The sequence below is a fragment of the Gluconacetobacter takamatsuzukensis genome, from assembly GCF_014174275.1.
Classification (GTDB): Bacteria; Pseudomonadota; Alphaproteobacteria; order Acetobacterales; family Acetobacteraceae; genus Gluconacetobacter; species Gluconacetobacter takamatsuzukensis.
In genome coordinates, this window is sequence record NZ_JABEQK010000003.1 from 17,766 (window position 1) to 31,263 (window position 13,498).

Genomic DNA, 13,498 nt, shown 5'->3' on the forward strand with positions numbered 1-13,498 from the left:
AAAAGCCGGACGAGCCGGCTGGATTTGTTGCGATATCGCGAGAGGATATTGTGATAATTATTTATTTTTGAATGATATTTATCTGAATTTTCCGATCAGGATCGCGCCGGGGCCGCGCGCATCCGCCCCAGCACGCCCTGGTCGGTGCGTTCGAAGCGCAGCGGGGTGATGGAGATCTTTCCGGACAGAACGGCCTCCGTCTCGGTCCCCTCGTCGTCGGTGGTGGAGGAGCGGGTCAGGCTCAGCCAGTGATAGGCCCCGTTGCGCGGATCGGTGCGTGCCGTGATGGAGGCGCCCCCCAGCAGGCCCGCCCCCTGGCTGGTCAGCACCGGGCCGCCTGCCTCCGCCGGCGGGCGGTCGGGGAAGTTGATGTTGAGGCAGGCATCGCGCGCCCAGTCGAGCCGCGACATGGCGCGAATAACGGAAGGTGCCAGTGCCCGCGCCGTCTCCCACCGTACCGGCTGGTCGCGGGTAAAGAGCTGGCTCAGCGCGATCGACGGGATGCCCAGCAGCAGCCCGGTCATGGCCGCCCCCACCGTTCCCGAGAACACCGTTTCCATCCCCAGATTGGCGCCGCGATTGACGCCGGACAGGATCAGGTCGGGTGGCTGGTCGGCCATCAGGTGGCGCACGCCCATCACCACGCAGTCGCCGGGCGTGCCGGAGACGCCGTAGCGTCGCTCTCCCCTTTCGCTGACCCGCAGCGGGTCGTGCAGGCTGAGCGCGTGCGAGGTACCGCTCTGGTCCCGTTCGGGCGCCACGACCCAGATTTCGGGCGCCAGGGTCGCCGCGATCTCGACCAGCGTGGCCAGTCCCGGCGCGTCGATGCCGTCATCGTTTGTCAGGAGAATCCGCCGCGCGATAAAATCGCCATCCACCATGTCACGTTCCCGGTCGGCGACCGTCGCGCGGGGCGACGATGGCGCATCTGTTGCCTGTCGGGCCGGGGCGGCCGGTCTCGATCGTGCCGGCCGCCCCGGCCGTCATGCCTGCGTATCACCGCCGCAGCGGCACGAAAACGGGTGCAGCTGGTCAGTCGCCGTACGAGGCCGCGCCCGTCAGCACCTCCAGCCCCGCCGACAGGTCGGCAATCAGGTCCTCGGGATTTTCCAGGCCGATATGCAGGCGGAAGGCGGGGCCGCAATCGGGCGCGTCGGGCGCGCAGGTGCGGACGACGCCGCCGGTGGTGGGCAGGACCAGGCTTTCATAGCCGCCCCACGAGGCCCCGATCCCGAACAGGGTCAGGGAGTCGATCATGGCGACCATCGCCTCCTGACTGTATTCCGGCCGGAACACCACGCCGAACAGGGACGAGGCGCCGCTGAAATCGCGCCGCCATATCGCGTGGCCCGGGCAGGACGGCAGGGCCGGATGGAGCACGCGCGCGACCTCCGGCCGGTCGGCCAGCCACAGCGCCACGTCGATGGCGCTGCGCGACTGGCGCTCCAGCCGCGCGCCCATGGTGCGCAGGCCGCGCAGGGTCAGCCAGCAATCGTCCGGGCCGGCCACCTGGCCGAGCTGGATGCAGGTGTCGCGCAGCACGTGCCAGTCCTGCTCGTCCGCGACCGAGACCGCGCCGATGATGCTGTCCGAATGGCCGGCCGGATATTTGGTCAGCGCCTGCACCGCGATATCCACCCCGTGATCGAACGGGCGGAAGATGCCCACCCCCCAGGTATTGTCCAGCAGCAGCCGCGCGCCGTGTTCATGCGCGATGTCGGCGATCATGCGGATATCCTGCACCTCGAACGTATGGCTGCCGGGGCTTTCGGCGACCACGACCTGGGTATTGGGCCGCATCATCGCCCGCAGCCCCTCGGCGTCGGTCAAGGGGGGGTAATAGGTGGTCTCCACCCCGAAGCGGCGCAGCACCGTGTTGGCGAAGCGCCGGGTGGGGCCGTAGACCGAATCCGGGATCAGGCAATGGCCGTTCTTGCCCAGGAAGGCCAGCAGCGGCGTGGTGCAGGCGGCCAGGCCCGACGACACGATCTGGGTATGGCGCGCGCCCTCGACGGCCGCGATCGCGGCTTCCAGCTCGTGCTGGATCGGTGTGCCCATGGCGCCGTAGATCACCTCGTGATCGTAGCGGCGCGTGCCGTTGCGGTTCATGTCCGCCACGGTCGGGAACAGCACCGTGGAGCCGCGTGTGGGCGGCTGGTTGACCAGGGTGCCGCGCGCGTCGGGCGGCAGGTCGCGGGCCAGATGGACCAGCAGGGTCCCCATCTCGCGCCATCCGCGCGAGACCGCATGGTGCATGGATTCGCGGTCGGTCACGAAACGGCGCCCCGTACCGGCCCGGTTTCGACCGGCGCGCCGGGTGTCGCGCCCCATTCGGCCCACGAGCCGTCATACAGCGCATCGCCCGTGCGGCCGCAGATGGCCAGCCCCAGCGACAGCACCGCCGCCGACACGCCCGAGCCGCAACTGGTGATGACCCGCCGGTCGTCGGTTACACCCACCTCGGCAAAGCGCGCATACAAGGATTCGGGCGGCAGGAAGGCGCGGTCTTCGTCCAGCAGCGTGCCGAACGGCAAATTGTGCGCGCCGGGCATATGGCCCGACGCCAGGCCCGGTCGGGGCTCGGCCACCGCGCCCGTGAAGCGGCCATGGGCGCGGGCATCGAGGATCAGCCGATCGCCGCGCCGTACATGGTCGCGCATGTCGCCCAACCCCATGATCTGCGCGAAGCGCGGTGCCGGGCGGAAGGCGGCGGGCGGCACGGAAGGCGGCGCACCGGCTTCGACCCGGCCGCCGGCGCGCTGCCAGGCCGGCAGGCCGCCATCCAGCACCTGGACGCGCTCCATCCCGAACAGGCGGGCCAGCCACCATCCCCGCGCCGCCGAGGCCGCGTTGCCCTGGTCGTAGAAGACCACATGCGCCGCGTCGGACAGGCCCAGCGCGCCCGCCAGCGCCGCGAAGCGCGCCTGGGTCGGGATCATGTGCGGCAGGGGGGAGTCCGGGTCGGAAAACTGTTCGATATCGAAGCGGCGGGCGCCCGGCAGGCGAGCGTCGAGGAAACGCTGTGCCGGATCGAACGTCTCACCCGGCAGGGCCATCGTGGCGTCGAGCAGGACGAGGTCGGGGGCGGACAGGATTTCCCGCAGCCGGGCGGGCGAGATCAGGGGATGAATGGACGCATGCATCGATAGGGGCCCCATCACGGTTCCATGCTGTTCCGGGCCCCGACGGAGCGGCGGGCCACCCGAAGCACAGATCGTCCTTAGCGGAGCGGCTCGGTCCCGATCAACCACCGGCAACCATCGGCGTCCCGGCGCCCCGATATGCGGTGCGCGGCCCTTTACCATCCCGGTGCGGTGCCACATCATCCACGGGGGCCGGATGCGCTCCGGCGTCGCAAGCCATGGCGGGAATGAATGACCGAGCGCATCATGATGGGGCTGTTGCTGGGCGGGGTGGCCTTCGGGTGCGGCGCCATCCTCTATCCCTTCATGTCGGCGCTGCTCTGGGCCGCGATCCTGACCTTCGCCACCTGGCCGATCTATGCCCGCCTCCGCCGGAACATGGGGCCCGTGGTGGGGGCCATCATCATGACGGTGCTGACCACGCTGGTCGTGGTGGTGCCGCTGGTGATCGTGGTCAGCTCCAGCATCGCCGACCTGCCCGGCACGTTCGAGCGGCTGACCGCCTCGCTGACATCGTTCCACCTGCCCGCGCCCACATGGCTGACGCGCATTCCCCTGATCGGTCCCGACCTGGCGAGCAAATGGACCCAGTGGGCCACCGACCTGGGCCATGCCGAGCACATGCTGCTGCCCTATGCCGGCAATATCGCGCAATCGATGCTGAGCGGCCTGATGCTGGTGGCCAGCGGCCTGGTCCATCTGGGCATGGCGCTGTTCATCGCCTTCTTCTTCTGGCTGGGCGGCGAGGCCCTGGGCTCGACCTTCGCGGCCGTCATCCGGCGCATCGCCGGTGCCTATGCGGACCGGATCATCGGCATCATCGGCCGGACCATCCGCGGCACGGTCTACGGCATCCTGGGTACCGCGATCATCCAGGGTGTGCTGACGGGGCTTGGCTTCGCCATGACGGGCCTGCCGCAGCCGGTGCTGTTCGGCATGATCACCGCCGGGGTCGCGGTGCTGCCGGTGGGCGCGCCGCTGATCTGGATTCCGGGGGCGCTGGTGCTGATGCTGACGCATCATCTGTGGCGGGGGATCTGCCTGCTGGCGTTCGGGACCATCGTCATTTCCGGGGCCGACCATGTCATCCGGCCGATGTTCATCTCACGCGGCGCGCAACTGCCTTACCTGCTGACGGTCCTGGGCGTATTGGGCGGAGTCTGGACCTTCGGCGCGCTGGGGATCTTCCTTGGCCCGGTGCTGCTGGGCGTCGGCTATACGCTGACGGCCGAATTCGCCGCCAATGCGCCGGCCCGGGCGGGAGAAACCACCCGGATAGAGGAGACCTTCATCGAATCATGAGCATCACCCACCCCTCCCCGCTGCTGCCCCCGCGTCCGGGGCAGCGTCCGCGCCCGGCCCACATGCCGGCGCCGATCATCGGGTCGGAACGCAAGATCGTCAGCTGGAACCTGCTGCGCCGCGTCGGCGCCACCCCGCGCGACGTGATCCACCTGATCGAGGAGGAACGGCCGGACCTGCTGCTGATGCAGGAAGCGACCGAGGATTTCGATGCCCTGCCCCACCTGATCGGCGGGTATTACGCCCGCGCGCCGCTGCCCGGCCGCATCCATGGCGTGGCGTGCTGGAGCCCCGGGCCATTCCGGCGGCCCCCGCTGGCTTGCACCCTGCCCTCCGGCCCGCTGGTGCGCCGGGTCGCGCAGGTGATCGAATGCGCGGCCTTCGGGTTTTCGGTGGCGAATGTCCATCTGTCGCACGGCCAGATCATGAACCGGCGCCAGTTGCGGCGGCTGGTGCAGATCCTGCCGTCACATGCCGCCGTGCTGGGGGATTTCAACCTGGTCGGGCCGACCCTGATGCCGAGTTTCCGCGATGTCGGGCCGCGCGCGCCCACCCACCGGATGGTCGACATGGTGCCGATCCGCATCGACCGGTGCCTGGTGCGCGGGTTGATCTGCACCCAGGCGCGGGTGCTGAACCATTACGCATCGGACCATCGCCCCATCGCCGTGCGGCTGGAGCGCTCGGGTCACAGATAGGGCAGCAGCAGCCGCGCCGCCGCATCGCGCAGGCGGGTCGGCAGCCTGCGGCGGTCCAGGTCGTAATGGGTCAGGCGGTCCTGACGGTGGGCGACGATGAAATCGTCGATCCGCGCCGCCAGCGCGTCGTCGTACGCTTCCAGATTGATTTCGAAATTCAGGCGTAGGCTGCGGACGTCGAGGTTGGAACTGCCGACGCAGGTCCAGTGCCGGTCTACCACCATCAGCTTGGAATGGTTGAAGGGCGGCCTTGCCTGCCACACCCGACAGCCGGAATCGAGAAAGCGCGGCAGGTTGGCCGAGCGCGCCCAGTCGATCAGTGTGTGGTTGCTGTGGCGCGGCACGATGATGTCGACCTCGATCCCGCGCAGGGCCGCCAGCGCCAGTTCGCTCAGGAACCGTTCCCCCGGCAGGAAATATGGCGTCATCAGCCGCACCGACTGCCGGGCCAGGGTGATGGCCTGGAGCATGGTGTATTCGATCTTCTCCAGGTCAGAATCCGGCCCCGCCGTCACGATCCGCGCCAGCGTCTCGCCCTGCGCGGTCACGTCGGGGAAGATCGAGGCCGGCGGCAGGTCCTCGCCCCAGGCGAAGGACCAGTCCCGCGCGAAAGCTTCGGTCAGCTGATGGACGATCGGCCCTTCCAGCTGGAAATGCGTGTCGGCCACCGGGTGGCGCGGGTGGGTCGCCATCAGGTTTTCCACCCCGATATTCAGACCGCCCATGAAGCCCAGATGGCCATCCACCACCAGGATCTTCTTGTGGTTGCGCATGTTGATGAAGGGCATGCGCCACGGCAGCATCGAATGCATGAACCGGGCCACCGGCACCCCGGCCCGGCGCAGCGCGGCCGCGACCGGGCAGCGGAAATAGCCGCTGCCGATGCCGTCGACCAGCACCCGCACCGCGATGCCGCGCCGATGGGCCTGGATCAGCGCCGCCAGGAATCGCTCGCCGGCCGCGTCGCCGCGAAAGATGTAGGAACAGAGCAGCACGCTGCTGGTGGCCCCCTCGATCGCCGCCAGCATCTGCGGATAGACTTCATCGCCGTTATGCAGCATTTCGACCCGGTTGCCGCCCATCAGCGGGCGGCCGGTCAGCTTGCCGACCATATGGGCCAGCGGGGCGAACCCGCCCTCCTCGGCGCGCTTCCAGCGCGACGAGAGCGTGCGGCTGTGCCACGAGGCGCGGCCGATCAGCTTGCGGGCGCGCCGATGGACGCGGTTGATGCCGAACATCGCGTACAGGGTTCCGCCGGTGAACGGCATCAGGACGGTAATGCCGATCCACCCGATGGCGGCGCCCACGTCCTTCTTGTGCAGCAGCACATGCCCCGTCACGAAGACCGCGATCGCCACCCGGCACAAGAACACCAGCGCAAGAACGGTTTGCCAGTACACGATCAGCATGCGTCAGCTCGATTCATGATGATGGGCGGCGGCATTGTCGAATCGGGCGCTGCGGGGCACTGTTCGAACCGGCGCGACAGAAGGGTCAGGGTAATCGATGGTGCAGCCGGAATGGGGCAAGGATCAACTCTCGGCCGGATTGCGCGCCCGACGGCAGGTGCGCGGTGCCGCATCGCACGCGCGGGGCCTGCATGCCGAACAGGCGGCCATGGCGTGGCTGCTGCAGGGTGGATGGACGATCCTGGGCCATCGGGCCCGCACCCGCTGGGGTGAGATCGACCTGGTCGCCCGGCGGGACGATCTGCTGGCATTCTGCGAGGTCAAATGCCGCCCCTCCTACGCCGAGGCGGCGGAAAGCCTGACCCGTCACCAGATGCGTCGGCTGGCGAACGCGGCCACGGCGCTGTGCGCCCGGCACCCCGACTGGCTGTGCGGGCAGATGCGCTTCGATGTGCTGCTGGTCACGGCGGACGGGGCCGTACACCACATTCCCGATGCCTTCAGGCCGGAAGCATAGCTGCCGGGCGGTCGTGGCGCGGATCAGGTGCGCTGGCGCCCCTTGTGGGCGGCATGCCGGGCGGACGGCACGGCATGCGGATGATAGACGGCATTACGCACCAGCCCGCGCGAGCGGACGGTGGCCCGGGCCGAATGGGTGTAGCTGATCGACGCCACATGAACGGGGCGCGTATCGTGACGGTAGGCAACATGGCGGACCGGGACCGGGGCCGGGACCGCGGTCAGGGCATCGAGGGTCAACCGTCCGGCTTCGTCATTCGTGACCACATGGGCCTGTGCGCCGTGAGGAGTGGCAGCCAGCAGGAACATCCCGGTTCCAAGTGCGTAGAACGCGGTCTTCCTGAACAGAGCCTCGAACATCCATCACCTCATACCAACCCGATCGAGGGAGGCTAGACGAAAGCCGGGGCGCGCGACAAGAGAAAGGGCGTGTGTCCAGTATAAAAAACGGGCCGGTCGAGGCGACCGGCCCGTTCTTCGGATCGAAAGGCGGGAGAGGTCAGGCCGAGGCCGACACGATCCCCTTTTCCTCGAACAGCTTTTCCAGTTCGCCGGTCTGGAACATTTCGGTCACGATATCGCAGCCGCCGACGAATTCGCCCTTCACGTAGAGCTGCGGCACGGTCGGCCAGTTCGTGAAATCCTTGATCCCCTGGCGCAGTTCCGCATCTTCCAGCACGTTGGCGGTCTGGAACGGAACGCCGGTGTGATTGAGGATCTGCACCACGCGGGCCGAGAACCCGCATTGCGGGAACAGGGCGGACCCTTTCATGTACAGCATGACCGGGTTGGTATCGATATCGTTCTGGATACGCTGCGCGATGGTTTCAGCCATTTTGTTCGTCCTGTGCAAAAGGCGGCCGGGGGCGGCCGGATAATGGGGAACGTCTGGGAGACTGACCGGAAAGCGTGGCCGGCGGAAGCGCCGAAAATGCGCGGAGGACACGCCCCCGGCGCACATATTTCCGGTCAGGGTCTCATTGCTCCGGAGCAGTCGTCTGCAGGGCCAGGGCATGCAGCTTGCCGCCCATATGGCCCTGGAGCGCCGCATAGACGATCTGATGCTGGCGGACGCGCGACAAGCCCCGGAAGGACTCGCTGACGACGGTGCAAGCATAATGATCGCCGTCGCCCGCCAGATCCTCGATACTGATCGAGGCATCCGGCAGGGCGGTGCGGATATAGGTTTCGATCTCCTGTGCCGTCATCGCCATCGGCGTTCCTCCTTCGCGACGTTGTCGCTCAATCGTCCATCAGGGCGGGGAAAAACGCCGAATTGACCGCTTTCATCCGCGCCTTCGATATTGTGGCGCCGCTGGGCAAAGTCAAACCGTCGCCCCCCACCTGGCCGAGGACCCGCGTTTCAACGCCGGCCGACGAAGCGGCAAGGGTAAAGGCCTCGGCGTCGCGCACCGCCACAACATATCGTGACTGGTCTTCGCCGAACCAGAACGCCTCGGGCCGCATGCCCGATTGCGGGGCGGACAGGATGCACCCGGCCTCGCCCACCATGGCCATCTCGGCCAGCGCGACCAGGATCCCGCCGTCGGACACGTCATGGCACGCCAGAACACGGCCGGCTTCGATCTGCTGGCGGACGAAATCGCCGTTCCGCCGCTCCGCCGCCAGGTCGATCGTAGGCGGGGCGCCGTCTTCGCGCCCATGGATCTCGCGCAGCCACAGGGACTGGCCGAGTTCGCCACGGGTGGCGCCGACCAGCACCAGCGTGCCCTCGGCCGGCATGGCCAGGCCGATGGCGCGATTGACATCGTCCAGCACGCCCAGCCCGCCGATGGCCGGCGTCGGCAGGATCGAGACCGACGAGCCATCGGGCGCGCGGGTTTCGTTGTAGAGCGAGACGTTGCCGCTGACGACCGGGAAGTCCAGCGCGCGGCAGGCCTCGCCCATGCCCTCGATGGCGGCGACGAACTGGCCCATCACCTCGGGCTTTTCCGGCGAGCCGAAATTCAGGTTGTCGGTCACCGCCAGCGGACGGGCGCCGGTCGCCACGATGTTGCGCCATGCTTCCGCCACCGCCTGCGCGCCGCCCTGGCGGGCATCGGCCCGGCAGTAGCGCGGCGTGCAGTCCGTGGTCAGCGCCAGGCCCAGCGACGTGCCCTCGACCTTGACGATCGCGGCATCGGCCGCGCCCGGCCGCTTGACGGTCTGGCCGCCCACGGTGCTGTCGTACTGGTTCCACACCCAGGCGCGGGATGCCAGGTCCGGGCAGCCGATCAGGCGGACCAGCGCCTGCTCGATCCCGACCGGATCGGTGATCGGGCCCAGCGGTGCGGGCGCGGGCGACGGTGCCGTCGGGCGACGGTAGAGCGGCGCCTGGTCGGCCAGCGGGTCCAGCGGGATATCGGCCTCGACGCGGCCCTGATGGCGCACGACGATATGGCCGGTATCGGTCAGATGGCCGATGATCGCGAAATCCAGTTCCCACTTCTCGAAGATCGCGCGGGCGAGTTCGGTGCGGTCCGGGTGCACGACGATCAGCATGCGCTCCTGGCTTTCGGAGAGCATCATCTCGTACGCGGTCATGCCGCGCTCGCGCTGCGGCACGGCGTCGAGGTCGAGGTCGATCCCGACCCCGCCCTTGCCCGCCATCTCGACCGACGAGGAGGTCAGGCCGGCCGCCCCCATGTCCTGGATCGCCACGATGGCGTCGGTGGCCATCAGTTCCAGGCATGCCTCGATCAGCAGCTTTTCCACGAACGGGTCGCCGACCTGTACGGTCGGGCGCTTGGCCAGCGCGTCCTCGTCGAACTCGGAGGACGACATGGTGGCGCCGTGGATACCGTCGCGCCCGGTCTTGGAGCCGACATAGACCACCGGATTGCCGATTCCCGCCGCGGCGGACAGGAAGATGCGGTCCTGGCGGGCGATGCCCACCGTCATGGCATTGACCAGCGGGTTGCCGTCATAGGCCGGATGGAAATTGATTTCCCCGCCCACGGTCGGCACGCCGACGCAATTGCCGTACCCGCCGATGCCGCGCACCACGCCATCGACGATGCGGCGGGTCTGCGGGTTCTCCGGGCTGCCGAAACGCAGGGCGTTGAGGTTGGCGACCGGGCGCGCGCCCATGGTGAAGACGTCGCGCAGGATGCCGCCGACGCCCGTCGCCGCACCCTGGTAGGGCTCGATGAACGAGGGGTGGTTATGGCTTTCCATCTTGAAGATGGCGGCCAGGCCCTGCCCGATATCGACCACGCCCGCATTCTCGCCCGGGCCGTGGATCACCCACGGCGCCGTGGTCGGCAGCGTGCGCAGCCACACGCGCGAGGATTTGTAGGAGCAATGTTCCGACCACATGACGGAAAAAATGCCCAGTTCGGTCAGGCTGGGCGCGCGGCCCATGATCGAGAGCACATTGCCGTATTCTTCGGCCGTCAGCCCGAATTCCCGTGCCAGGGCCTCGTCGACGGGCTTCTGCCCCGTTGCGCTGCTCATCGGACCAGAGCCTCCACCAGCCCTTCGAACAGGGGCTTTCCATCTTCGCCGCCCATCAGCGGGTCCACCAGGTCTTCGGGGTGCGGCATCATGCCGCAGATCCGCAGATTGGCGCTGAGCACGCCGGCAATCGCCTTGACGCTGCCATTGGGATTGGTCTGCCGATCGCCTTCGTCGACGCGCCCGTCGGGCCGTGCGTAGCGGAACGCGATGCGGCCGCTATCTTCCAAATCGCGGATCGTCGCGTCATCGGCGATATAGTTGCCGTCGCCATGCGCCAGCGGGGCGCGGAACACGTCGCCCGCGTTCCAGCGGCGGGTAAAGGGCGTATCGCTGCGCTCGACCCGCAGATGGCAATCCTGCGACAGGAAGCGCAGCGCGCCGTTGCGCAGCAGCGCCCCCGGCAGCAGGCCGGCTTCCGTCAGGATCTGGAAGCCGTTACACACGCCCAGGATATGACCGCCGGCCTCGGCGAAGCGGCGGATCGGGGCCATGATCGGCGCATGGGCCGCCATGGCGCCGCAGCGCAGGTAATCGCCATAGCTGAACCCGCCGGGCAGCACGACAAGGTCCAGGTCCGGCAGATCGGTTTCGGCATGCCAGATCATCACCGGCTCGCGCCCGGTCACGACCCGCAGCGCGATCGCCATGTCACGTTCCCGGTTCGTGCCCGGAAAGACGACGATTCCGGCCTTCATTTGCCGCCACCGCAGGGATAGGCCTCGTGCAGGGCGGTGAAGGCCAGTTCACCCACCGGCTTGGACAGCTGGTCGGTATGCGCGCGCAGCCACGACACGACATGGCCGCGCATCTCGGCGCTGGTCACGCCGGACTTCGCGCAGAAGCCGGTCGGTGCGGCCTTGTCGCCCTCGTTGCGGTCGTAGACATGCGTCAGGGCCACGGAATCGGCCAGGCCGGACAGGTAGGCATCGCAGATCGCGATGCTGGGGGCACGGCTGCACAGTTCCAGGAACCGGCCGCCCTGAAGCGTCGAGACGCGCTGGGCCATGGCCGAGGCCGGCAGGCCGGCCGCCAGGGCGGCGACCAGCAGGATGGAACGGCGGGCGGTCATGCCACCACCTCGGTCACGAAATCCTCGATCACCAGGTTGGCCAGCAGGCCGCGCGCCATGGCATCGGCCTTCTCGCGCGCCGCGGCGGGGTCGGTCTCGTCCAGCTCCAGCTCTATCACGCGGCCGATCCGCACCTCGCCCACGCCGCCGAAGCCCAGCACGTGCAGCGCATGGCCCACGGCCTTGCCCTGCGGGTCCAGCACGCCGTCCTTCAGCATGACCGTCACGCGTACCTTCATTGCATCACCTCCGGCCCCTTCATGTCGGAATTCGTGGCCTCGGGCAGGATGCCGAGCCGCCAGGCCACTTCCTGATATGCTTCCTCGACACGGCCCAGGTCGCGCCGGAAGCGGTCCTTGTCCAGCTTCTCGCTGGTCTTCGCATCCCACAGGCGGCAATTGTCGGGCGAGATCTCGTCCGCCAGGACGATGCGCATCTCGTCGCCTTCCCACAGCCGGCCGAATTCCAGCTTGAAATCGACCAGCGTGATGCCGATGCCGACGAACAGCCCGGTCAGGAAATCGTTCGTGCGCATGGTCAGCGCCACGATATCGTCCAGGTCGTGGGCGCAGGCCCAGTCGAAGGCCGTGATATGCTCTTCGCTGACCATCGGGTCGTTCAGGCTGTCGTTCTTGTAGTAATATTCGATGATCGTGCGCGGCAGGCGCGTGCCCTCGGGAATGCCCAGCCGCTTGGCCAGGCTGCCGGCGGCCACGTTGCGCACCACGACTTCCAGCGGAATGATCTCGACTTCGCGGATCAGCTGCTCGCGCATGTTGAGGCGGCGGATGAAATGGGTCGGGATGCCGATATCGTGCAGGCGCAGCATCAGATGCTCGCTGATGCGATTGTTCAGCACGCCCTTGCCGGTGATGATCCCCTTCTTCGCCCCGTTTCCGGCCGTGGCGTCGTCCTTGAAATACTGGACCAGCGTCCCGGGTTCCGGACCCTCGAAGAGGATCTTGGCTTTTCCTTCGTAGAGCTGACGACGGCGGGCCATACTCGTCCTTCATGCGGCTGATGGAGGCATGTCCTGCATGCCGTCCGATATGGGGGCCCGGTCAGGGCCCCTGGAATGCGACTGCCTCATAGCAATGATTGATCGCGGAAGATACCATTCCCTTGCGCGACCCCTTGCGGCGTTTCGCGCCGGTCAGGCCGCCGAGAGGTCGATGGCGGCGTAGCCCACCCGGTCGGGCGCGCCGGCGGCGAAATGCCAGGACGGCGTCACGCCCGGATCGGCCGGCAGGCCGATGACCGACGAGCTGCATGTGCCGAACCCCGCGCGCGGCGGAATGTTCAGCTCGCTGCCGGCCGGCAGCGACCGGTCGGACAGCAGGCGCGTCCATTCGGTCCAGTCCGGCGGCACCGGGCGCGGGGCCTCGCGGAAGCGCGGCAAGTGCCGCCCGATGCGGGGGATCGACATGTCGTCGGGCTCGGTCGTGGCGGCCATATGGGTGCCGGGTTCCAGCACCCTGACCTCCGGCGTGGCATAGCCCAGGCCGGAGATGAAATAGGCGCCGTTCCGGTCGGCCACCATCATGTTGAACGACCGCCACGCCCCGGCATCCAGATTGGCGATGGCGCGTGCCGCATCGGCCGCCGTGGCATGTTCCAGCGCCAGCAGGGGCAGCTCGCCGCGCGAACGCTTGCCCGGTGCCGGCCCCAGGCTGCCCACGCGGTTCATCACGCCGGCGACGACGCCCGCATCGTTCAGGGCCAGCCAGGACCCGCCGGCCAGCCTGTCCCGTCCGCCGACCACCGTGGGGCGATCCGGCCAATGACGGCCGGGCGCATCCCACGAGCGGTCCAGCCGTTCGTCACGGTTGGCGCCGAACAGCAGGGGCCAGGCGGAACCGGGGGAAAAGGACAGGACGATCGTGCACATTCGGGTCTCTG

The 13,498-nt window shown here is 68.2% G+C and carries 16 protein-coding genes; 3 read left to right on the top strand and 13 right to left on the bottom strand.

Annotated features, from left to right (window positions below):
- Positions 1–95 precede the first annotated feature (95 nt).
- From surE to HLH27_RS04515, 3 genes are all read right to left on the bottom strand, one after another.
- Complete coding sequence (gene surE / locus HLH27_RS04505) at positions 96–881, bottom strand: 5'/3'-nucleotidase SurE (RefSeq protein ID WP_182948205.1); 786 nt, start codon at positions 879–881, stop codon at positions 96–98.
- Positions 882–1,032: 151 nt separating this feature from the next.
- Positions 1,033–2,256 (bottom strand): cystathionine beta-lyase, encoded by a 1,224-nt coding sequence (metC, locus tag HLH27_RS04510; protein ID WP_182948747.1) that lies wholly within the window; start codon positions 2,254–2,256, stop codon positions 1,033–1,035.
- Positions 2,257–2,270: 14 nt separating this feature from the next.
- The gene (locus tag HLH27_RS04515) at positions 2,271–3,143 is read right to left on the bottom strand and encodes a sulfurtransferase (RefSeq protein WP_220790288.1); all 873 of its coding nucleotides are present in this window, start codon (positions 3,141–3,143) and stop codon (positions 2,271–2,273) included.
- Between the two features lie 231 nt (positions 3,144–3,374).
- Between HLH27_RS04515 and HLH27_RS04520 the strand changes: the two genes are divergently transcribed.
- Positions 3,375–4,445, top strand: coding sequence for an AI-2E family transporter (locus HLH27_RS04520; RefSeq protein WP_182948207.1), 1,071 nt, complete (start codon positions 3,375–3,377; stop codon positions 4,443–4,445).
- 62 nt (positions 4,446–4,507) lie between these two features.
- Positions 4,508–5,143, top strand: a complete 636-nt coding sequence (locus tag HLH27_RS04525) for an endonuclease/exonuclease/phosphatase family protein (RefSeq protein ID WP_246375526.1) — start codon at positions 4,508–4,510, stop codon at positions 5,141–5,143.
- Here the strand turns inward: HLH27_RS04525 and cls are convergent.
- On the bottom strand, positions 5,134–6,552 hold the full coding sequence (gene cls / locus HLH27_RS04530) for a cardiolipin synthase (RefSeq protein WP_182948211.1): 1,419 nt from the start codon (positions 6,550–6,552) through the stop codon (positions 5,134–5,136). The two genes, HLH27_RS04525 and cls, sit on opposite strands and share 10 nt — an antisense overlap.
- A 97-nt stretch (positions 6,553–6,649) precedes the next feature.
- Here cls and HLH27_RS04535 point away from each other — a divergent pair, with 97 nt between their 5' ends.
- A complete protein-coding gene (locus HLH27_RS04535) occupies positions 6,650–7,069 on the top strand; it encodes a YraN family protein (RefSeq protein WP_182948213.1) in 420 nt (139 codons plus the stop codon).
- 23 nt (positions 7,070–7,092) lie between these two features.
- Here HLH27_RS04535 and HLH27_RS04540 read toward each other — a convergent pair whose 3' ends face one another.
- The 9 genes from HLH27_RS04540 to HLH27_RS04580 form a co-directional block, all read right to left on the bottom strand.
- Positions 7,093–7,431, bottom strand: coding sequence for a hypothetical protein (locus HLH27_RS04540; protein WP_182948214.1), 339 nt, complete (start codon positions 7,429–7,431; stop codon positions 7,093–7,095).
- A 139-nt stretch (positions 7,432–7,570) separates the two neighbouring features.
- Positions 7,571–7,906: a Grx4 family monothiol glutaredoxin gene (gene grxD / locus HLH27_RS04545; protein ID WP_182948216.1), complete on the bottom strand. Its 336-nt coding sequence runs from the start codon at positions 7,904–7,906 to the stop codon at positions 7,571–7,573.
- A gap of 142 nt (positions 7,907–8,048) precedes the next feature.
- The gene (locus tag HLH27_RS04550; protein ID WP_182948218.1) at positions 8,049–8,285 is read right to left on the bottom strand and encodes a BolA family protein; all 237 of its coding nucleotides are present in this window, start codon (positions 8,283–8,285) and stop codon (positions 8,049–8,051) included.
- A 28-nt stretch (positions 8,286–8,313) separates the two neighbouring features.
- Positions 8,314–10,527 (bottom strand): phosphoribosylformylglycinamidine synthase subunit PurL, encoded by a 2,214-nt coding sequence (purL, locus tag HLH27_RS04555; RefSeq protein ID WP_182948220.1) that lies wholly within the window; start codon positions 10,525–10,527, stop codon positions 8,314–8,316.
- Entirely contained in the window at positions 10,524–11,225 is a 702-nt protein-coding gene (purQ, locus tag HLH27_RS04560) for a phosphoribosylformylglycinamidine synthase subunit PurQ (protein WP_182948222.1), read from the bottom strand. The genes purL and purQ overlap by 4 nt, the downstream gene beginning before the upstream one ends.
- On the bottom strand, positions 11,222–11,599 hold the full coding sequence (locus HLH27_RS04565; protein ID WP_182948224.1) for a Rap1a/Tai family immunity protein: 378 nt from the start codon (positions 11,597–11,599) through the stop codon (positions 11,222–11,224). Before HLH27_RS04565 ends, purQ begins: the two co-directional genes overlap by 4 nt.
- Positions 11,596–11,838, bottom strand: coding sequence for a phosphoribosylformylglycinamidine synthase subunit PurS (gene purS / locus HLH27_RS04570; RefSeq protein WP_114728364.1), 243 nt, complete (start codon positions 11,836–11,838; stop codon positions 11,596–11,598). The genes HLH27_RS04565 and purS overlap by 4 nt, the downstream gene beginning before the upstream one ends.
- Positions 11,835–12,599, bottom strand: a complete 765-nt coding sequence (gene purC, locus HLH27_RS04575) for a phosphoribosylaminoimidazolesuccinocarboxamide synthase (protein WP_182948226.1) — start codon at positions 12,597–12,599, stop codon at positions 11,835–11,837. The genes purS and purC overlap by 4 nt, the downstream gene beginning before the upstream one ends.
- 153 nt (positions 12,600–12,752) lie before the next feature.
- Positions 12,753–13,487: an NRDE family protein gene (locus HLH27_RS04580; RefSeq protein ID WP_182948228.1), complete on the bottom strand. Its 735-nt coding sequence runs from the start codon at positions 13,485–13,487 to the stop codon at positions 12,753–12,755.
- Between the last annotated feature and the right edge of the window lie 11 nt (positions 13,488–13,498).